This is a genomic window from Providencia sp. 21OH12SH02B-Prov (assembly GCF_027362595.1).
GTDB lineage: Bacteria > Pseudomonadota > Gammaproteobacteria > Enterobacterales > Enterobacteriaceae > Providencia > Providencia zhejiangensis.
On record NZ_CP114796.1, the window covers coordinates 1,629,750 to 1,650,837 of the forward strand.

A 21,088-nucleotide genomic window follows, 5' to 3' on the forward strand; every position below is an offset into this window, starting at 1 on the left:
ACCATGAACCAACCTAATAATGATATTGCTAGCGAAGGCAGCTTGGCAGGGCAATTTATGGCTGCGTTTCGTAGTCTATTGATGAATATTGATGACATGCTTCCCGCCACAGTGGTGAGTTATGACGATAAAACTAACCGCGCTGTTATCAAACCATTAGTCATGATGGTGTCGACTGAAGGACAAAAGATTGCTCGTGCAGCCGTTCCTAATATCCCTGTGTTTCGCTTTGGTGGCGGCGGTTTTTTTATTCGTATGCCGATTAAGGCGGGGGATTTTGGCTGGCTCAAAGCCAATGACCGCGATATTAGCTTAATCTTTCAGCGAGGAGGGTTGGAAGATGAACCGAATACGGCTCGCTTACATACCTTCAGCGATGCGATGTTCTACCCCGATACGCTTAAAGGTTGGCTGATTGATGGTAAAAATACGGATGCGTTGGTTATTCAATCTATGGATGGCTCGGTGTGTTTAGCACTGCATGAGGGAAAAGTGGTGTTAGATTCTCCCATTCTTGAGGTCAATGTTCCTGAAACGACATTTAATGGCAACGTGACGATTAATGGTAACCAGCAAACCCATGGTAATAGTGAGTCAAGTGGTGGCACGTTGAAACATAATGGTAAAGATATCGGTTCAACGCATAAACATAGCGGCATTCAAAGTGGTAATAGCAATACAGGAGCGCCCATATGATGACCTTTGATGTGAATAAAAACAATGATATTCATTTGGGAAATAGCGGCAATTTAGCTATCGCCAATGGTGAACGATCATTGAAAAATCGCTGTGAACACTATGTCAAAGCGATACGCGGTGAAATGCTGCATAAGCTGGATAGGGGGATTCCTTATTGGAAAACGACATTTGGACGCCAGGCTGATATTCCGCTCTTTGAATCCGCGTTTCGGGATCGTATGCGTGAACTCAATGATGTGATATCGGTCCTGTCTTTTTCGGCTTCATTGGCGGATAACACACTGAAATATACCGCTGTGATCCAAACGATTTATGGGGAGATAACACTCAATGGCTGATTATCAATTCATTACATCGCAAGGCGTTATTATTCCTGATACCAGCACCTTACGTGATGATGTTGAAAGCGAATTTAAAAGTGTGTTTGGCCAGGATCTGGATGTTTCGCCAGAAACACCACAGGGCGCACTGATCACCATGGAAGTTGAAAATCGGGATGCAATTGTGCGAAATAATGCCGAACTGGCTAACCAAATTAACCCTGATTTAGCCGGCGGTATTTTCCTTGATGCAATATGGGCGTTAATGGGTGGACAGCGTTTTGATGCGACACATTCTTTTTTATCTCAGGTGCAATTCACCGGTATTGCCGACACCATTATCCCGAAAGGTTCACAAGCTGCCTCGCTCAATGGTGATTTATTCGAAACCACTAAGACTTTAATTATCGGTCAAGATGGTTCCGTGACGGGGGATATGCGGTCCATTGAAACAGGGGCAATTGAATGCGGAGTGGGGCAACTCAATAAAGTGGCCAGTTCGGTATTAGGCTGGGAAACCGTTCATAACCCGAGTACCGCAGTATTGGGGCGTAATGCGGAAACCGATCTACAATCAAGGCGACGACGTAAGCAGACGTTAGCGAAAAACACCGTCAGTGTGGGGGAGGCGATCACTTCCGCACTTTACGCATTAGAAGGTGTGCGTTCGTTGGCGTATCGAGAAAATTACACTGACCAACCGATGGTTTTTGACGGTATCACTTTAGTTCCTCATAGCATTTATGTGTGTGTTGAAGGGGGCGATAAAGAGGCGATTGCCCGTTCATTGTTACGCACAAAGACACTGGGTGCCGCTTTTAACGGTAGTGAAAAAGTTGAAGTATTGGAAGCTATCAGCGGTCAAACTTACCCAGTTAAATTCGATAGAGCCAAAGAAATTGTGCTGTTTTGCCGAGTAACGGTAAAAAAAGCGACGGTGGATGCACAAACAATTATCCCCGCCGCGGTTGAGGCGTGGGCAAATGGTGATATCGATGGTGAGGGGGGGTTAGTGGTTGGGCGAGATGTTTCTCCATTTGAAATTTCGGCAGGGATTAATGCTGTAGAACCTCGATTATTTATTACAGGTGTTGCACTTTCGAACGATGGTAAAACTTGGTCATCCAATAACTACGAAATCAAAATGAATGAGGTGGCAAGGCTCAAACGTAGTGCAGTACAAGTGGTGATCACATGATAAAAATCCAATCCTTCGATTTTCATTCTGATTTATTAAAAGCCATTCTTTGGCAATATGAGGATGCTGAGAATCTCAAGGCGTTAGCCAAATACAAAGCGGACTACTTTGATCAATCCACGATACAGTTTTGGCGTGATTGGTACCGTGATGTGTTTAATATCGATACAGCAAATGAGTTCGGGCTTAACATCTGGGCGCGTATTCTTGATGTGCCATTGGGGATTGATGTTCCGCCCAGTGATAAAACCAAAATTGGCTTTGGTTTTGGCAAAAAGAAAGCCAATTTTAACGCTAACTTTCGGCGTAATGCCGATTACACCTTATCACTGACCGTCGACCAAAAACGCCTCATTGTGCGTATGCGCTATTTTAACCTTACGCAAAGCCCAACGGTGACCAATATTAACGAATTTCTTAAACGATTCTTTTGGCAAGCAGATAGCAAAGTGTTTGTGCTTGATCCGCTGGATATGACCTATCTGTATTACGTGTTTAATTTCAATCCTGACGAACATTTACGAGTACTTCTTGAAAACTTTGATCTCATGCCACGCCCATCGGGAGTTGGTGTCAAATATCGTATCGTGACGAAGAAAGCTTTCGGCCACGGCCAACATCGTAAAAACTTTCTAAGCAGTAATTTCGGAGCCTAAAACCCATGACAAAAATATTTAAAATCCCCTTTGCAACACAAGGGGATCGTAATGCTATTCCTGATGCAGTGCAGGGGGATGATTCAGTTTCTTACACTCAAGGTTACAGCTATGACTATGAGCGTGATCAACAAACTGACCCTGCTGCTAAGGATATTGAACGTGAAAAAATGAATGCGTTGTTTCACGATATCACGGGAGCGATTGGTGAATTGCAAAGTTATGGCATTCCCCTATGGGCAGTGGAGGGGAAGCCCTACCCAATTCGTAGTGTTGTTTATCATAAAAATAAAACATGGCAATCCAAGATTGAGAATAACAATGTTGAACCTGCCGCAGGGGCTGCATGGCAAGAGCTGAAAGCGGATTTAACGGCGGGAGATATTCAGGTTTATAACAAAACCGAATCGGACAAGCGGTTCCAACCATTAGGCAACTATCAAACCGCCGGCTACAGCTATTCGAAGGCAGAGTCAGATACGCATTTCCAACCGAAAGGAAACTACGCCCCAGCGGGTAACTATGCCGTCAAAGGCGAAAGCTACACGAAAGCAGAAGGGGATACACGATACCAGCCAAAAGGCAGTTATCAGCCCTCGGGGGATTATGCCTTAAAAGGAAGCAGTTACACGAAAAGCGAATCCGATGGCAAATATCAACCAAAGGGCAGTTATCAAGCGGCAGGCTACAGTTATTCAAAAGCAGAATCTGACACTAGTTATCAACCCAAAGGCAATTATGCCCCTGCGGGGAATTATGCGCTTAAAGGTGACAGTTACACCAAAGCGGAAGGGGATGGGCGATATCAGCCAAAAGGCAGTTATCAGCCGTCAGGGGATTATGCGACAAATAGCACAGTAAACTCAAAATTTGACGCAGCGAACAGCAATGCAAATAACCGTGTGCCAAATACGCGCAAAGTGAACAATAAGCCACTCAGTGCAGATATCACAATTACAGCGAGCGATGTCGGTGCTTACACGAAAGCGGAATCTGACACTAAGATAGCAGACGCTAAAAAAATGGGTACAGATGCGCAAGTCACAGCAAATGCGGCTAACACGAATGCTACAAACGCAAACAATAACGCAAATGGGCGCGTGCCAAATACCCGTAAAGTGAATAATAAAGCGTTGAGTGCTGATATCTCATTGAATGCAGGGGATGTTGGGGCGTATACCAAGGCTGAAGTTGATAGTAGAATCAGTGCATCAGGTGGTAAAAACACAGCAAATAAAACAGATAATGGTTGGTGGAAATGTGGTGATACGGGAATGATGCTTCAAAACGTGCATACTACATTTAAAGATTGGTCTGATAACGTAGTTAATTTTCCTATTCCATTTCCCAATAAATGTATAAACGTTGTTGTTTCAGTAAATTCATCAACAAATAATCCTGGTAATTACGCTATTTATGTAAAAAGTTGGAATGCAAAAAGTGTAACCGTATACATATCAGGAATTGCTCCTGGTCCTTTGCACATTATGGCTATGGGGTATTGATTTTAAAATGAGAAGCTTAGGGCTATTGTGAACTATAGCCCTTTGAATAAATATAGGAACTTTAAATAATATAAAATTCTTATTTTATAAAGCTATATTCCATCAGGGAATGAACTATCTCTATTTAACAAAATGCTATTCTACCTATTTTGAATATATATTTTTCTTCTGAATAGCAATTCATTGAATTTAATCATATTACCTTGCTTTTTTAAATCTATATCGCGTTATTTAAAAATAACGTCATCAATAGGTATTTTCCAATTCATACCAGAAAGAGACTGTATCGGGGTGTGCATTGAGTCACAGGTGATAAACACCGTTAAAGGCGAAAGCTACACGAAAGCAGAAGGGAATACACGATATCAACCTAAAGGGAGCTATCAGGCCTCGGGGGATTATGCGACAAATAGCACAGTAAACTCAAAATTTGACGCAGCGAACAGCAATGCAAATAACCGTGTGCCAAATACCCGTAAAGTGAATAATAAAGCGTTGAGTGCTGATATCTCATTGAATGCAGGGGATGTTGGGGCGTATACCAAGGCTGAAGTTGATAACAAAATTGGTGCAATGGGAGGAAAAAATACAGCGAGCAAGGCTGCTAGAGGTTGGTGGAAAGATGCTAGCACTGGAATTATTATTCAGTGGGGTTCCGATTTGACCCAAAAAGATACGCTTAAAAAATTTACGTTTCACACACAATTTCCTAATGCGTGTTTTTCTGTTACGGCAACTATGAATAATGCCACAGGAAATGAAGCAATCAACGTTAGGGAATTCACTAAAGATTACTTTTCTGCAATCGGCATCAACGGTAGAGGGAGTTGGTGGGATTTCCATTTTACATGGATAGCAATAGGACATTAATAATTAAGATAAATTGAGAAGTGGGTCTCTAACATAGAGACCCATTTAACAATGAAATAGCATGAAATTTACATGGTTAATTATTCTTTTAATAATGTGCTATTTTCTAAGTATTTTTAAATAAGCGTATAAAATATACTGATAGAACGCTTGTAAATATTCTTTACAATATTTTAAGTGTTTAAATGCATATTTATGGTGTGTAATGTTTTGGGGGGTTATTAAACTTATATTTTTCCACGGCGATTTTTCTTTTGCATTCAAGAAGTAATTAACCTCATGGTAATACTTAGACCAGCTATGCCAAGGTTTAGTTACTCCAATAAAATGGACTAATACAGGGGGAGAAACAATACGGATAGCTCTATTCTTATACTTATCGTTAAGGTTTATTTTGAGGTTAAAGTTAGTATCTAGCTTTAACCAATCACCATTAATCGCAATATTTAGTGCGTCTTGATCATAATACTTGATAACAGATAATAATTTATTATCTGTAAAAACAGATATTGACTTTTCTGTTATCTGTCTGCGTTTCCATTCTTCAGTATTTATTAGCATCACACCAGAGTTAAAATATCCTTTTTTAATACCTTCAGCATTAAATAATTCAGACATTTCTATTGAGAATGAATCATTCACATCCATGACAGCGGCGACTGGTGTAGACGTTAGATCTAATTTTTTTAGCTCTTTAATGCTTCCTGCACAAAAAACATCAGAATCCATGTATAAAATTCTGTCACATTTGTTATAGAAATAATCCGCTATAATGAGCCTAAAATAGATGGCATAAGACCATTCTTTATTTGTTGGAAGGCTTCTCAAGGCATCTACATTTAAGGTGTATAGCGTTATGTTTGTATTGTAGAGATTTGTAATTTCTTTAAAAAGTTCAATATCTCTATCACTCAAAATATCCGTGAATATGTGAAAATGAAAACTCATATCCTTGTTATTTAACAAAACTGAGCAAATGGAAACACCTGTTCCAAACAAAAAATTTTTGTCGGCGCCATATGCAACATGAAGAGAGTCTGATGTATTTTCGTCTGAACTACTACCAAAAAATAACGCGTTGTTATTTACGGCATTTTCAAAGCAAATCATTTATCTTCCTGATTTTTAGTCAATTGTCTACAATTGATGGGTTTTAGATTAAAACTATAGTATGTGGACAACCTATTAGGTTTACGTATGTAACTATAATAGCAAACAATATAAAGAGCTAAAAACAAAAATCCACCATAACGCTAGCCTTCCATCACATTAAGCATTTTTTTACTGATTCAGGATAACCATCATCCGTTTTTCCAAATATTCTCCGGTCTTAGCGTACATATGTCCCATAATCTCACAAGATAAATAGCTACGCTGTGCTGCCTATCAATATCTTCTCATTTGTGTGTTTTTTTGTTGATGGCTCCACCTGCAAAAGTGATTTCTAACACAAGAACGTCATAAGGACTATTAACGCCAACTTTCATTTCTGTAATTCGAAGAACGATCTCGACATTACTTTCTCTGCAATTATTTTTTATGCTGGCACCCATGAGTCATCTTGCTAGATCTCTTCCCATATTTGACCTATCTTCTCTTTTCCATCATCTGTTTTAGCGTCGTTGATAGTGAGTGATTGTGACGAACCTATCGCGATATGTAAGCTTAATAGCGCGAATTACTCACCGATTCTTTGCATTATCTGTTCTTGTCGTGTATTACCCGTTTTATCGATTAGCTTGTGCTTGTGCTTTTTATCATAAAAGAGGGAGTATTTTGGGAAGGTCTAATAGCGTAGTGATTATATCCATCTAATTAAGAATAATATAGTTTTTTTATGCAGTAGAATAATTGACATTTTAATTCAGAAATATATTGAAAGTTTTATATAGATGAATAAACACAATAAAGTGTTGATGTGAATTTGATCAGGCTTAAAGAATTAAGGATTGAAAACAATCCTTAATTCTAGTGTGCGAGCGCTTTATTTTATTTAACGATAACTACACTAAATGATTCCCAGTTTTTTGATTTTTCGTATTGGTAGTAGTAATACAAAACACCATTAATAACAAAGAATGAGGCGGTTCTAATTTGCATTCCAGTCGCGTTAAAGGTGAAATCATAGACATTTTCAAGGCTACCATTATCCTGAACTAAATAGAATTGAATCGTTTTCTCTTCTAAGTTATAACCGTAAATATATTGCTTGTTCAGCGTTAAGTCTTGGACATATTGAAGGTTGCTGAGATAACTGTTTAATTTACCTTTATGAACAGGTGCGCTTGTATCAATAATTCCTTTATCATTTACACTATAAATAAAATACGCTTTTTCTTGAGGCGTATGACCTAAGAAGAAGACTTTTTTAGCAGCAGAATATACAAGCGTTGTCGGATAAAATTGTTCAAATATACCGGCTTGGATACCTGATTGAATAAGTGCCATATCATATCCTTTATTTATTAGTTGAGTTAAATATTTCTTAAGCACATTTATAGTATGAAAATAAAAGAAAATTAAAAATAATGATTATTATTAGCTTGTTTTAGCATTTGAAATTAATAAGCAAATAATGAGTTGAATTAAATATTCACAACTCAGAAAGATTGTGATAATAATAAGAAAAAAATCACAAAGGTCTTAATTATGTTTGAAAGTTTTGGTGTTTTAAATTTTTGGACTTACATGGCAGGGCTGATCCTAATCATCATTGTTCCGGGGCCAAACTCTTTATATGTTTTAAAATCAAGCACTTCACATGGTACTCGTGCTGGGTATCGTGCTGCGTTAGGTGTGTTCACGGGCGATGCGATATTGATCTTCCTTTCATTCATTGGTGTTGCCTCTGTCATAAAAGCCTCCCCCACGCTGTTTATGATCGTGCGTTATTTGGGGGCTGCTTACCTATTATACTTAGGGAGTAAAATTCTTTTTGTTACTTTTAAACAGAAAAAATTACCCAATACTGGTGATGATTCGGTCGTGGTCAAATCAGAAAAAATCTTCACGAGAGCGCTGATCCTCAGTTTAACCAACCCAAAAGCCATTCTCTTTTATATTTCCTTTTTTATTCAGTTTATTGACTTTAGTTATGCACAAGCATGGGTACCTTACCTTGTGCTAGCGTCAATCCTTGAATTTGTTAGCTTTCTCTACCTAAGTTTATTAATTTTTAGTGGCTACCTCATTGCGCGTTTTTTACGTGAAAAACAAGTGTTAGCTAAATTAGGAAATTGTGCAGTAGGCAGCTTTTTTATGGGATTTGCAGCGAAACTGGCAATTTTCAGTAACTAATCATAATCTTTTTGAATAAAATCTCATTGAATCAATAGGTTGCGCTTATTATCTTTGACGTTGCCGTTGCGCTAATAATAACGGCAACGTTCAGGTATTTTTTAACTCACCTAGGTATCTACATGATTCATCATCTGCATGCAAGCCACACTATTTGGGGTATAATCTATCAAAATAGACAGTGAAGAGGTTGGTGTGACGCAAGTAGAGATTGATGAGTACTGGATGAATCGCGCTTTAGAATTGGCGAAAAATGCTCAAGATGCAGGTGAAATACCTGTAGGTGCACTATTAGTTAAGGATAACCAATTAGTTGCATCTGGATGGAATCGTTCAATTGAAAGTCATGACCCTACAGCTCACGCTGAAATTATCGCCTTACAGCAAGGTGGGAAGGCACTTAATAATTATCGACTATTAGACACCACACTGTATGTGACTTTAGAACCCTGCATTATGTGTGCAGGTGCATTAGTGCATAGTCGAATAGGGCGCTTAGTTTATGGCGCCAAAGATTTTAAAACAGGGGCTTGTGGTTCATTTATTAATCTATTAGAACGCCCAGGATTAAATCATTATATTGATGTAACGGGTGGGGTACTCGAAGAAACCTGCTCTACGATGTTAAGTGCTTTTTTTAAAATGCGCAGAGCACAAAAGAAAGAACAAAAAAGAATGCTAAGTCAAATTCAATGTGAGTGTGTTGAAAATCGAAACAGCAAAAATGCCTGAATAAACGAAAGCGATATCTAACAACACATTCCTTATCGACCAATCAGATAATCATTGATTAATTCGTTACAGTATCTTCTTTATCCTGCTCGCTTTTTTCTGGGTTGATGGAGAGGAGATATTGTCCTAAAGAGGGCTGGCCATTTGCAGGTGAAATGGCTGGCAGTTTGTATGCATTGTGGGGGGATTGTTTCTGTTTTAGGCTGACTTTCTCTTTCACATCACTTTGCGTGGTAGACGGCGGCACGTTATCGACGATTGTTTCCGGATCCCTTGACGTCTCAGTGCTTTCAGTTTTGTCATTGGGGCTGTGAGGGGAGACAAGCGGTGGAAATAAAATCAATGATTTTTCGGCAATAGCCAATGCACGTTGCTTCTTATCTTGATTTTGTAAATAGCCGACTAAGCTTTGATGGTAGCGACGAATGTTTTCAACATAGCGATAGGCTTCATGCCCTCGCGCATAACCATAGTTAAGCTGTGAATAATACTTTTTTTGAGTTAACAGAGGGAGTCTCGATTTTACATCTAACCAGCGGTCTGGGTCTCCACCTTGTAATTCAGTTAGTTTTCTGACATCTTGCATATGGCCATACCCCATATTATAGGCGGCCAGTGCAAACCAAATTCTATCATCATCGGCGATAGAAACTGGAAGGCGTTGCATTAAATATTCCAAATATGCAGCTCCGCCTTTAATACTCTCTTCAGGATCTAATCTATCTGCAACGCCCATTGTTTCGGCGGTTGGTTTGGTGAGCATCATGAGCCCACGAACCCCTGTTGGTGATGTCGCCAACGGATCCCAATGCGATTCTTGCCACGCAATAGCCGCTAATAGTTTCCAATCAAGCGCCGTAGCATATTTTTCAAACAGTGGTTGATAAGTAGGAAGTTTTTTATTGATAGCATTGATAAATGATATGGTATCAAAGTAGTCAAATGAACCGACATGGCTAAAATATTTTTCATCGAGCCTTGCGAGCAAATCGGATTCATTGCTGGCATTAAAAAAATCAAGTAGAGCAGCGTTCAAGCTATCATCATTAAGGCGTTTCATATACCAAGTGATGGCATGGTCATCGACTAAATCGAATCCGACCGCAATTTCAGGATGAATACGTTGTTGTAATGCAACAGAAATAGAGTCTTCTAGCGTATAGTCAATCAGCCCTTCCGCCACCATCTCTAATAGCTGGCTAGTTGTGTATTCGGTTGTTTCTTCCCAAACCAACTCAGGATGTTTTTCTGCCGCCATTTTGAGGGTACTAGCATGAGCAGAACCTGCCATCACGACGAGCTTACCGTTAATATCCTCAAAACTTTTAGGGCGTGTAGAGCCTTTTCGGTAAACCAGTTGCTGTGTGACATTGAGATAGCTAGGCCCTGTTTTCATTTTTTTCAGCCTATCTTTATTATAGAGCAATCCAGCAACACCAATATCTGCATTGCCATTCTCAATATCATCGAAAATTAGCTCAACGGTTGGTCGCAGGGTGATGTTCAATTTAACGCCGAGATAGTCGGCAAAGCTTTGAACAAGCTCATAATCAAAACCATGCAAGTTTGCTTCGTCATCTTGATAGATCAACGGAGAACTAATTGCACTCACTCGTAGCTCACCGCGAGAGATGATTTGGTTGAGCTGATTGTCTTGCGTATTGGGCCAACGGAGATTAAGTCCAATAATCATGGCCGCTAAAAGCGCAACAATCACAATGATTAAATAGTTAACCTTTATGTTATTCAAGAAAATATCTCATATGTATACCCTCTGAACTTTTCATTGCTTTATCAATTGAGCAAATTAAGTTGCCATCCGAATATTTCATTATAGTGGCGCTAAGAAACTTTGCTGCCTACTTGTGGCTCGGAAAACCATGAGGGGTTTTATGCCGGTGTTGTTGTAAAAAAATAATTATAAGTAATGGTTATATTTCCAGTGTTTGGACATTTTGCTCAACAATTATGATCCGTACAACCAATATTGTGCTATTTCATTCCTAATAATTTTTAACGGTTTGCTTTATTTTTAGTCACGCAAACGGTTTCGTATTGATTCGCATTGCTCTATAATGTCTCCCAGTTCCCCTGCTTTTATGATCAGGGCTGGCGTTTAAATGAGAGAAATTATGACTATGGAAATTTTGCGTGGTTCACCTGCTCTATCAGCATTTCGTATTACTCGCCTTTTGGCGTTGTTTGCTGAAAAACAGCTTCCTGTTACGGATATTTATGCTGAATATATGCACTTCGCTGAACTATCAGCACTTTTGAGTGATAGCGAGCAAGGCAAATTGCGTAGTTTGCTAAAATATGGACCTTCTCTCGCGGAGCATGAGCCATTTGGCACACTGATATTAGTGACCCCACGCCCTGGTACCATTTCTCCTTGGTCATCCAAAGCGACTGACATTGCACATAATTGTGGTTTACCTCAAGTCGAAAGAATTGAACGTGGTCTCGCTTATTATGTGCAGGCGGATGCTTTATCACAGGCACAATGGCAAGCCATTGCGGCACTGCTTCATGACCGCATGATGGAAACGGTTTTTAGCGACTTTGAGCAGGCTCAAGCGCTTTTTGTTCATCATCAACCACAACCAATGAAAGTTATCGATATCATTCGCTCAGGGCGTTCAGCACTTGAAAAAGCGAATATCGAAATGGGGTTAGCGCTGGCTGATGATGAAATCGACTATCTGTTTGATGCATTTACAGGATTAAAACGTAACCCAACAGATGTTGAGTTATATATGTTTGCACAAGCAAACTCAGAACACTGCCGCCATAAAATTTTTAATGCTGACTGGATCATTGATGGTGAAAAACAGCCGAAATCGCTGTTTAAAATGATTAAAAACACCTTCGAGACAACACCTGATTATGTTTTATCGGCTTATAAAGATAATGCCGCAGTGATGGAAGGCTCTTCTGTCGGGCGTTTCTTCCCTGAACCAGAAGGTCGCACTTATCGTTATCATCAAGAAGATGCTCATATTTTGATGAAAGTGGAAACGCATAACCACCCAACAGCAATTTCACCGTGGCCAGGTGCTGCAACAGGCTCTGGTGGTGAAATTCGTGATGAAGGTGCAACAGGCCGTGGGGCAAAACCAAAAGCAGGGTTAGTGGGTTTCTCCGTGTCTAACCTCCGTATCCCGGGATTTGAGCAGCCTTGGGAAGAAGATTTCGGTAAACCAGAACGCATTGTTACTGCACTCGATATTATGCTTGAAGGGCCACTAGGGGGGGCCGCATTTAATAATGAATTTGGCCGCCCAGCGCTTTTAGGCTATTTCCGTACCTATGAAGAAAAGGTCAATAGCCACAACGGTGAAGAGCTACGAGGCTACCATAAACCGATTATGCTAGCGGGGGGGATTGGTAATATTCGCGCTGATCATGTCCAAAAAGGGGAGATCCCAGTTGGTGCAAAACTGATTGTGCTTGGTGGCCCATCAATGAACATTGGGCTTGGCGGTGGTGCAGCCTCTTCAATGGCCTCGGGTCAATCCGATGCGGATCTGGATTTTGCGTCAGTACAGCGTGATAACCCTGAAATGGAGCGTCGCTGCCAAGAAGTGATCGATAATTGCTGGCAGTTAGGTGATAACAACCCAATTCTCTTTATTCATGACGTTGGTGCGGGTGGTTTATCTAATGCAATGCCTGAACTCGTGAGTGATGGTGGCCGAGGTGGTTGTTTTGAATTACGCAAAATTCTTAATGATGAACCGGGCATGAGTCCATTAGAAGTCTGGTGTAATGAATCACAAGAACGTTATGTATTAGCGGTAGCCCCTGAACAAATGCCCCTATTTACCGCCATTTGTGAACGTGAGCGTGCTCCTTTTGCTGTGATTGGTGAAGCCACTGAGCAGCGTGAGCTCGTGTTGAAAGATGAGCATTTTAATAATCAGCCTATCGATATGCCTCTGGATGTGCTACTCGGTAAAACCCCTAAAATGCTGCGAAATGTCGACACATTAAAAGCACAACCCGATGCGCTAGATAGAACATCGATTAATTTAAATGAAGCGGTTAAGCGCGTTTTACACCTGCCTGCTGTGGCAGAAAAGACCTTTTTAATCACCATTGGTGACCGTAGCGTAACGGGAATGGTTGCGCGTGACCAAATGGTTGGGCCATGGCAGATCCCTGTCGCCGATTGTGCCGTGACGACTGCTAGCCTAGATAGTTATTATGGCGAAGCGATGTCTATTGGTGAGAGAACACCTATTGCATTACTGGATTTTGCCGCTTCTGCTCGCATGGCGGTTGGTGAAGCGTTAACGAATATCGCTTGTGCGTATGTGCAAGACCTTAAACGTGTGAAACTGTCTGCTAACTGGATGTCGGCAGCCGGTCACCCTGGTGAAGATGCAGGTTTATATCAAGCGGTTAAGGCAGTTGGTGAAGAATTATGTCCTGCTCTGGGATTAACGATTCCAGTAGGTAAAGACTCAATGTCAATGAAAACGCGCTGGCACGAAAATGGGGCAGAGCGTGAGATGACTTCACCATTGTCATTGATTATTAGTGCATTTGGTCGCGTTGAAGATGTGCGTTTGACCGTGACCCCAGAATTAAAACAACAGCCTGATTCTGCATTGATGCTGATTGACCTTGGGCAAGGACATAATGCTCTAGGTGGTTCTGCACTTGCTCAAGTTTATCGCCAGTTGGGCAATAAAGCGCCCGATGTTCGTGATCCTAAACTGCTGTCAGGTTTCTTTACGGCTATCCAAAGCTTATTATCAGAGCAAAAGCTATTAGCTTATCACGACCGTTCTGATGGTGGTTTGTTTGTCACATTAGCGGAAATGGCCTTTGCTGGTCACTGCGGTATTAACGTGGATATCAGTGAATTTGATGAGGATATTTTAGCCGCATTGTTTAATGAAGAGTTAGGTGCGGTGATCCAAATTAAACAACAAGATAGACCGTATGTTGAAGCTTGCTTTGCGGATGCTGGCTTGGGTGAGTGCCTACATTATTTAGGCACAGTAACGCAAGAGGATGCGTTAGTGATTAATAGCCGTGACACGGTAGTTTATCATGAATCACGTAGTACATTACGCGAATGGTGGGCGGAAACGACATGGCAGATGCAACGCTTACGTGATAACGAAGATTGCGCCGATGAGGAACATAAGGCTAAGTTAGACTCTCAAGACCCAGGTTTGAATACGCACCTGACCTTTGACATTGCTGATGACATTGCTGCGCCTTACATTATGTCTGGTGTTCGTCCTAAAGTTGCTGTTTTACGTGAGCAAGGGGTGAACTCTCATGTTGAAATGGCAGCGGCATTTGACCGTGCTGGTTTTGATGCTGTCGATGTGCATATGAGTGATTTGTTAGCGGGCAATCTATCATTAGCAGGTTTCCAAACACTGGTTGCATGCGGTGGTTTTTCATACGGTGATGTATTAGGTGCCGGAGAGGGCTGGGCGAAGTCGATTCTGTTTAACCCTCAAGTACGTGACGAATTTACCGCTTTCTTTGAGCGCCAAGATACCTTATCTCTCGGTGTGTGTAATGGATGCCAAATGATGTCTAACCTGTATGAGTTAATTCCAGGGGCAGAGTTCTGGCCACGGTTTGTTCGCAATCGTTCTGAGCGTTTTGAAGCTCGCTTTAGTTTAGTTGAAGTGGCGAAGAGCCCATCATTATTGCTGCAAGATATGGTTGGCTCACGTATGCCTATCGCGGTCTCTCATGGTGAAGGGTTCGTTGAAGCAAGACAGCCTACTCATATTCAGCAACTGGAAAACAAGGGGTTAGTCGCGTTACGTTTTGTGAATAACTACGGGCAAGTGACTGAGCAATATCCGGCGAACCCAAATGGCTCTGTAAATGGGATCACGTCTGTAACCTCAATGGATGGCCGAGCGACGATTATGATGCCTCATCCGGAGCGTGTATTCCGTACTGTGAGTCATTCGTGGCATCCTGATAATTGGGGTGAAGATGGCCCATGGATGCGTATTTTCCGTAATGCACGTAAACAATTAGGTTAACTCGATTAAATATAAAGTGGATAGCCCCGTCTGATGGGGCTATGAGGTTGTTGACAAAGCGGGATAAAAGCGTGGTTTTTCCCGCTTTGTGTTATCAGTCGAAAATCAATAAATTGATTTTCCTCGTTTATTTTCAAAACCGATTCGACTTGCCGCCAAATATAATAGGTTTAGCGGCAGTCTGATAGCCCCGTCTGATGGGGCTATTTTTTGTTTGCCGCGAATTAGATTGGAACAGTTTCAATGATGCTGATATGACTGTTTGTTGGGATGATTTGGGTGATCCTTAGACCCGCTTGCGAAAATAATTCCATAAATTCGTTTTTTGTCCGTTCGTTACTGTCATGAATCACACTCAAACATATAAGTTCTAACTCTTTTCCAAAATGAGGCGCATTATCTTCAGGGATAACAGCATCCATGATCAGTAATTTTGAGGTGGGCTTCATTGCGTTGCGAATAGTTTTAAATATCTCAACAAGTTTATCATCGGGCCAATCATGAGTGATGTATTTCAACAAATAGATATCGGCCTCTGGACACTGCTCAAAAAAAGAACCCGATTGCAATTTCCAGCGAGTATTATCGTTTAATTTGGACAAAATATTTTTTTCAAGCACATGCTTTTTATCAAATAAAATCCCTTTCAATGAGGGATTACGGGCTAATACTTCAAGAAGTAGGTTGCCTAAGCCGCCGGCAATATCGGCAACAATAATATTTTGGGGAAAGGTATAGTTTTGTAGGATAAATTCATTTTCAATCTTTGATAAAGAAGCCTGCCCTTCATCAAAACCATCCGGTTGTGAAGCCTTTTTTTCCCAGTACTCAAAGAATGTAGCGCCGAATAGCTCTTCAAATGGCTTTCTTCCATAAGCGAATTGTGCAAACCTTGCACTGGTTAACCAAAAGGTTTTATCTGTCAGCCAGAGGATTGCGGGACGTAATGAGTAGGGGTGATCCGAGCATAAAAATGCGGCTTCTGGAGTGAGCGCGTAATGGGTTCCCCCTTGGCAGGTAAAAATGTTACGTGTCGCAAGTACTCGCAGGATTTTTTTAATTATTTTTGCATCCACATTCATGCTATCGGCTAACTGATGAATGGTTTTTGCTCCCTGTGTTAAATGGTCTGCGATATTTAACTGCACAGCAGCACGTAGCGCAGCTTGGAAGACAAAACCGATAGTTTGTTCCAGCACATGCAGCGCGGGCTGCATATCAATGGTTTCTATCCTATTGTTTGATTGTACGTTCATAAATTTCCTCATTGAGTTTTCGAAGGCTAAAAAAGATTACCTTAACTTAAGTATTATTGATGTTTTTAGATTGGTGAAATTTTCCGTTAAAAATATCAAGTTAATAAATATCAATATAGTTAGTCATTTTGTTGTTGTGTTTTATTTTTGATACTTACAGTTAATACTTTTATTAAGTAATTTTATTAATGATTTTGTGGTTTTAGGGGTAGGCAATCAGGCGTATTTACGGATGTGTATAAATTTAGCGACAAAACCACCATTAGACTGTCGCTAATTGGCGACATTTAACTTATTGAAATTAAAGGATAATTTATATCCGAGTGATAGGTGTCTTTAATAAGAGACAATTTGTGATAATGGGGGATAGGTTTAGGGCCAGAAAAAGAAATTAATTGCGAGGTTTTAAATAAAAAACCTTAATTTTCAATTATATAAAAAATATATTGAAAAGTTGGCACGATGTATGCATAATAATATTCAGTTGCTCATTCAACATTATTATGTCGGTCCACAATAGGGTGGGAACATACCACATAAAGCAAGAATGATGCCAAAGTAAGGTGCCTACCGTCCAACAGCACAGATATTCGTCTTTAGACCTTATCAAACACCGGACGACACGTGGAGTGAGGCACCACCTATATGATTATAGAGAGATAATCATATATCAGATCAGTAAATCGCTGGCGGAATAGAGTTGAACACTTTATTCCGCCTTCCTGTTTTTATCCCCAAATTCATTCTTTTCATATTCATTTTTGTTTTCAAATAGATTGGCACATTGCTTGCTGTGACTAGCGGGATCATCCTTTTTTGAAGTGGAAAACTGAACTGTCGTAATCAGGTTCACCTAATGTACTCAGTTCTGCTACCATGGAACCACGTTTAATAGGTGTGAGATGAATGCATTGAGTAAATGGCGTCTATTTCCGCGCTCCCTGCGCCAATTGGTTGTCATGGCATTTTGGTTAGTGCTATTACCGCTATTGGTATTGGCTTATCAGGCTTATCAAAGTTTGGAGCAATTAAGTAACCAAGCGGCTCAAATTAATAAAACAACACTTTTGGATACTCGCCGTAGTGAGGCTATGGGGGGATTAGCTTTAGAAATGGAAAGAAGCTACCGTCAGTATTGTGTATTAAAAGATGCCTCTTTACATTCGCTTTATTTAAAACAATTCTCTGATTATCAACAAATGTTCGAACGGCAGAAAACAATACTGCCTAAAGAAACAGATACTTCAGCGCTTTCTCAAGCATTGAGTGAGCTAAAAACAGTGGTTTGTGAAAATAGTGAGCCACCAAAAGAAGTCACGACCGCATTAAGCCAATTTTCTGAACAAAATAATGTATTGATACAAGAAACGCGTGATGTCATTTTTAGTCGAGGCGAGCAGCTACAAAAAGCGATTGCAAATAAGGGGCAACTCTTTGGTTGGCAAAGTCTGATCCTATTTCTATTAAGCGTTTTATTGGTTGCGCTATTTACACGGATGATTATTGGACCTGTGAAAGGGATTGAGCGAATGATCAATCGGTTAGGCACGGGAAGGACCTTAACAAATAATCTTAAGCAATTCAAAGGACCCCGTGAGCTACGGTCTTTAGCGCAGCGTATTATCTGGTTAAGTGAACGCTTGGCTTGGCTAGAGTCACAGCGACATGAATTTTTACGGCATATTTCTCATGAACTTAAAACACCATTAGCCAGTATGCGTGAAGGCACAGAATTACTTGCGGATGAAGTGGCAGGGCCACTCACCGCTTCACAAAAAGAAGTCGTCGAAATTTTAGATCATAGTAGTAAGCATCTTCAGCAACTTATTGAACAGCTTCTCGATTATAATCGCAAGTTGGCTGATAGTCCGCCAGAAGCACAGCATGTCGACTTACAAAAATTGATTGAAGACATTGTTATGGCTCATAATTTACCAGCGAGAGCGAAAAATATTCAAACAGATATCCGTTTACGAATTGATCATTGCCTTGCTGAACCAACGTTACTTGGACGTGTTATTGATAATATCTACTCCAATGCGGTGCACTATGGCAGTGAATCAGGTAATATTTGGATCACAAGCCGCAGAATAGATAATAAGCTTGTCATTGAAGTTGCTAATACTGGCACGCCTATTCCTGAATCAGAGCAAAGTATGATTTTTGAACCTTTCTATCAAGGGTCACTGGTGAGAAAAGGGGCCGTCAAAGGAAGTGGTCTAGGATTAAGTATTGCGCAAGATTGTATTAAGCAAATGGGGGGTGAATTGTCACTTGTTCCCCATAAATTAGCAGATGTCTGCTTTAGAATTGAACTGCCTTTAACTGCAGAGAATGAATAATAATGGCAAATAGGTCTACAGATGTTTTGACAGCACTGCATTTGACAATGCTGTCAAAGCGATACATCGAATTAACGAAAAAAACAACGACATTTATCCAAAAGCGAAAAACGGTACAGTTAGGCGCATTATTATTGTCATTAATTTTGACAGGGTGTGCGACTAAAAGTGGACAATCGCCATTAGATACATTGGCGCAAGTTGTGGTACCCGAGGTCAAAGTCACAGACTACCGTTATGCTGATTGTCATGGAATTTGGGATAATCAGCAGCAGAGTGCGCGTGAAAATGCCCTTTTTTGGCTGAGGATGATGGATTGTGCCGATCGTCTTGATCCGAAAACAGCCCGCGCACAAGCCTTACAACTGTCTATTGATAATTGGTCGAATGCATTTCAACAAAGTATTCTTATGGGAGCAGCAGAGCCCTCGATTGCTGAGCGACGTAAAATGGTCGATAGCATGAATACCTTTAGCCTTAACTTCCCGACGGCAATTCGTCCGTTACTTCAGCTCTGGCGTGAGCAGCAAGTACAAATTATCAATCTCGCGGAAGCCAATTCTCGTTTTAAGCGCTTACAGCAAGAAACAGATAATAAGCTTGATCGTATGAAAGAGGAGAATGCTCGACTACTCTTTGAGTTGGACACGACATCACGCAAATTAGAGAATTTGACAGATATTGAAAGACAGCTCTCTTCCCGCAAGCAAAATACCAATGAAACAGAAAAAGAGGTAGAAGCAGTTGATAAAAATCAGGCCAAAGAAGCGGTTAAAGTAGAGAAGCCTGTTACTGAGAGCGAAAATTCAACCACAAATAATCAATTGGAGAGTGAGCGTAATGACCAGCCGTAAATCAGCAAATCTATTGTTGGTGGATGATGATCCTAGCCTGCTGAAATTACTCGGTATGCGCTTAAGCAGCGAAGGGTTTAAAGTCATAACAGCTGAAAGCGGAATGGAAGCGTTAAAGCTACTACAAAAAGAAAAAGTTGATTTAGTCATTAGCGACTTGCGAATGGATGAAATGGACGGCATGGCGCTGTTTGATGAAGTTCAAAAACACCATCCTAACTTACCTGTGATCATCTTAACTGCCCATGGCTCTATACCTGATGCCGTTGCAGCAACCCAACGGGGGGTATTTAGTTTTCTCACTAAGCCTGTTGATAAAGATGCATTGTATAAAGCGATTGATGACGCACTGGCATTGTCTTCAACACCGATCAGTGATGAAGAGTGGAGCGAGGGGATTGTGACACGTAGCCCGTTGATGATTCGGCTGCTAGAACAAGCCCATATGGTGGCACAATCGGATGTCAGCGTATTAATTAATGGGCAAAGTGGTACAGGTAAAGAAGTCCTCGCGCAAGCCATTCACAAGGCCAGTCCTCGGGCGAATAAGCCATTCATTGCTATCAACTGTGGCGCTTTACCTGAACAGTTATTAGAGTCAGAACTCTTTGGTCATGCAAAAGGGGCATTTACAGGTGCTGTGAGTAGCCGTGAAGGGCTATTTTTTGCAGCGAGTGGAGGCACCTTATTTCTTGATGAAATAGGTGATATGCCAATGCCTTTACAGGTGAAATTACTGCGTGTGTTACAAGAGCGTAAAGTACGGCCATTAGGGAGTAACCGTGACTTAGACATCGATGTGCGGATTATTTCTGCTACCCATCGTAATTTGCCTAAAGCCATGGAAAAAAATGAATTTCGGGAAGACCTCTATTATCGTTTGAATGTCGTGAACTTACGGATACCTGCACTGAACGAAAGAGCAGAAGATATCCCTATTTTGGCGAATCATTTATTACGTGAATCGGCATCAAGGCATAAACCGTTTGTACGTAGTTTTTCCACCGAGGCAATGAAATGCTTAATGTCAGCCAGCTGGCCGGGTAACGTGCGTCAATTAGTTAACGTAATCGAACAATGTGTTGCGTTGACGACAACACCTGTTATTAGTGAAGCATTAGTGAGCCAAGCTTTACAAGGTGAAAATACGGCATTGCCAACCTTTGTTGAAGCGCGTAACCAATTCGAATTGAACTATTTACGCAAGTTACTGCAAATGACGAAAGGTAATGTCACTCAAGCGGCTCGTATGGCGGGAAGAAACCGTACAGAGTTTTATAAGTTATTGGCTCGTCACGATTTAGAAGCGAATGACTTCAAAGAATAATGAATA

Annotated in this window: 16 protein-coding genes; 12 read left to right on the plus strand and 4 right to left on the minus strand. The window is 40.8% G+C overall.

The features are described 5' to 3' along the window. Positions 1–3 precede the first annotated feature (3 nt). From O7C57_RS07880 to O7C57_RS07905, 6 genes are all read left to right on the plus strand, one after another. Complete coding sequence (locus O7C57_RS07880) at positions 4–696, plus strand: Gp138 family membrane-puncturing spike protein (protein ID WP_154621872.1); 693 nt, start codon at positions 4–6, stop codon at positions 694–696. After that, positions 693–1,037, plus strand: coding sequence for a hypothetical protein (locus tag O7C57_RS07885; protein WP_154621871.1), 345 nt, complete (start codon positions 693–695; stop codon positions 1,035–1,037). Before O7C57_RS07880 ends, O7C57_RS07885 begins: the two co-directional genes overlap by 4 nt. Further along, positions 1,030–2,217: a baseplate J/gp47 family protein gene (locus O7C57_RS07890; protein ID WP_269723881.1), complete on the plus strand. Its 1,188-nt coding sequence runs from the start codon at positions 1,030–1,032 to the stop codon at positions 2,215–2,217. The genes O7C57_RS07885 and O7C57_RS07890 overlap by 8 nt, the downstream gene beginning before the upstream one ends. Beyond that, positions 2,214–2,873: a DUF2612 domain-containing protein gene (locus O7C57_RS07895; RefSeq protein WP_154621869.1), complete on the plus strand. Its 660-nt coding sequence runs from the start codon at positions 2,214–2,216 to the stop codon at positions 2,871–2,873. The genes O7C57_RS07890 and O7C57_RS07895 overlap by 4 nt, the downstream gene beginning before the upstream one ends. 5 nt (positions 2,874–2,878) lie before the next feature. Next, positions 2,879–4,378: a gp53-like domain-containing protein gene (locus tag O7C57_RS07900; RefSeq protein ID WP_269723882.1), complete on the plus strand. Its 1,500-nt coding sequence runs from the start codon at positions 2,879–2,881 to the stop codon at positions 4,376–4,378. A gap of 309 nt (positions 4,379–4,687) precedes the next feature. Continuing rightward, a complete protein-coding gene (locus tag O7C57_RS07905; RefSeq protein WP_269723883.1) occupies positions 4,688–5,248 on the plus strand; it encodes a gp53-like domain-containing protein in 561 nt (186 codons plus the stop codon). 99 nt (positions 5,249–5,347) lie between these two features. On the opposite strand, the gene O7C57_RS07910 is transcribed toward O7C57_RS07905, so the two are convergent. Next, positions 5,348–6,358 carry a glycosyltransferase gene (locus O7C57_RS07910; RefSeq protein ID WP_269723884.1) on the minus strand — a complete coding sequence of 337 codons (1,011 nt, stop codon included), beginning with the start codon at positions 6,356–6,358 and terminating at the stop codon, positions 5,348–5,350. Positions 6,359–7,237: 879 nt separating this feature from the next. Beyond that, entirely contained in the window at positions 7,238–7,696 is a 459-nt protein-coding gene (locus O7C57_RS07915) for an XRE family transcriptional regulator (protein WP_154635754.1), read from the minus strand. Between the two features lie 201 nt (positions 7,697–7,897). Here O7C57_RS07915 and leuE point away from each other — a divergent pair, with 201 nt between their 5' ends. Both leuE and tadA read left to right on the plus strand, forming a co-directional pair. Continuing rightward, entirely contained in the window at positions 7,898–8,545 is a 648-nt protein-coding gene (gene leuE, locus O7C57_RS07920; protein WP_154635755.1) for a leucine efflux protein LeuE, read from the plus strand. 195 nt (positions 8,546–8,740) lie between these two features. Continuing rightward, on the plus strand, positions 8,741–9,277 hold the full coding sequence (gene tadA / locus O7C57_RS07925; RefSeq protein ID WP_163861019.1) for a tRNA adenosine(34) deaminase TadA: 537 nt from the start codon (positions 8,741–8,743) through the stop codon (positions 9,275–9,277). A gap of 58 nt (positions 9,278–9,335) precedes the next feature. On the opposite strand, the gene mltF is transcribed toward tadA, so the two are convergent. After that, the gene (gene mltF / locus O7C57_RS07930) at positions 9,336–10,970 is read right to left on the minus strand and encodes a membrane-bound lytic murein transglycosylase MltF (RefSeq protein ID WP_269723987.1); all 1,635 of its coding nucleotides are present in this window, start codon (positions 10,968–10,970) and stop codon (positions 9,336–9,338) included. A 445-nt stretch (positions 10,971–11,415) separates the two neighbouring features. On the opposite strand from mltF, the gene purL reads away from it, so the two are divergent. Further along, complete coding sequence (purL, locus tag O7C57_RS07935) at positions 11,416–15,303, plus strand: phosphoribosylformylglycinamidine synthase (protein ID WP_269723988.1); 3,888 nt, start codon at positions 11,416–11,418, stop codon at positions 15,301–15,303. A gap of 224 nt (positions 15,304–15,527) precedes the next feature. Here the strand turns inward: purL and O7C57_RS07940 are convergent, their stop codons facing one another. Continuing rightward, complete coding sequence (locus O7C57_RS07940) at positions 15,528–16,559, minus strand: methyltransferase (protein WP_154624684.1); 1,032 nt, start codon at positions 16,557–16,559, stop codon at positions 15,528–15,530. A gap of 902 nt (positions 16,560–17,461) precedes the next feature. On the opposite strand from O7C57_RS07940, the gene O7C57_RS07945 reads away from it, so the two are divergent. From O7C57_RS07945 to glrR, 3 genes are read left to right on the plus strand one after another with little or no spacing between them, the layout of a single operon-like run. Next, positions 17,462–18,901: a sensor histidine kinase gene (locus O7C57_RS07945; protein WP_154625172.1), complete on the plus strand. Its 1,440-nt coding sequence runs from the start codon at positions 17,462–17,464 to the stop codon at positions 18,899–18,901. A 2-nt stretch (positions 18,902–18,903) separates the two neighbouring features. Next, positions 18,904–19,755 (plus strand): two-component system QseEF-associated lipoprotein QseG, encoded by an 852-nt coding sequence (qseG, locus tag O7C57_RS07950; RefSeq protein ID WP_154625171.1) that lies wholly within the window; start codon positions 18,904–18,906, stop codon positions 19,753–19,755. Then, positions 19,742–21,082 (plus strand): two-component system response regulator GlrR, encoded by a 1,341-nt coding sequence (gene glrR, locus O7C57_RS07955; protein WP_163861020.1) that lies wholly within the window; start codon positions 19,742–19,744, stop codon positions 21,080–21,082. The genes qseG and glrR overlap by 14 nt, the downstream gene beginning before the upstream one ends. Positions 21,083–21,088 lie beyond the last annotated feature (6 nt).

Excerpts from the sequence above, each read along its gene's own strand:
- O7C57_RS07940 (WP_154624684.1), bottom strand. The coding sequence starts at position 16,559 with ATGAACGTACAATCAAACAATAGGATAGAAACCATTGATATGCAGCCC.
- O7C57_RS07885 (WP_154621871.1), top strand. The coding sequence starts at position 693 with ATGATGACCTTTGATGTGAATAAAAACAATGATATTCATTTGGGAAAT.
- O7C57_RS07945 (WP_154625172.1), top strand. The coding sequence starts at position 17,462 with ATGAATGCATTGAGTAAATGGCGTCTATTTCCGCGCTCCCTGCGCCAA.
- O7C57_RS07895 (WP_154621869.1), top strand. The coding sequence starts at position 2,214 with ATGATAAAAATCCAATCCTTCGATTTTCATTCTGATTTATTAAAAGCC.
- O7C57_RS07890 (WP_269723881.1), top strand. The coding sequence starts at position 1,030 with ATGGCTGATTATCAATTCATTACATCGCAAGGCGTTATTATTCCTGAT.
- qseG (WP_154625171.1), top strand. The coding sequence starts at position 18,904 with ATGGCAAATAGGTCTACAGATGTTTTGACAGCACTGCATTTGACAATG.
- O7C57_RS07900 (WP_269723882.1), top strand. The coding sequence starts at position 2,879 with ATGACAAAAATATTTAAAATCCCCTTTGCAACACAAGGGGATCGTAAT.
- O7C57_RS07915 (WP_154635754.1), bottom strand. The coding sequence starts at position 7,696 with ATGGCACTTATTCAATCAGGTATCCAAGCCGGTATATTTGAACAATTT.
- O7C57_RS07910 (WP_269723884.1), bottom strand. The coding sequence starts at position 6,358 with ATGATTTGCTTTGAAAATGCCGTAAATAACAACGCGTTATTTTTTGGT.
- leuE (WP_154635755.1), top strand. The coding sequence starts at position 7,898 with ATGTTTGAAAGTTTTGGTGTTTTAAATTTTTGGACTTACATGGCAGGG.
- glrR (WP_163861020.1), top strand. The coding sequence starts at position 19,742 with ATGACCAGCCGTAAATCAGCAAATCTATTGTTGGTGGATGATGATCCT.
- purL (WP_269723988.1), top strand. The coding sequence starts at position 11,416 with ATGGAAATTTTGCGTGGTTCACCTGCTCTATCAGCATTTCGTATTACT.
- mltF (WP_269723987.1), bottom strand. The coding sequence starts at position 10,970 with ATGATTATTGGACTTAATCTCCGTTGGCCCAATACGCAAGACAATCAG.
- O7C57_RS07880 (WP_154621872.1), top strand. The coding sequence starts at position 4 with ATGAACCAACCTAATAATGATATTGCTAGCGAAGGCAGCTTGGCAGGG.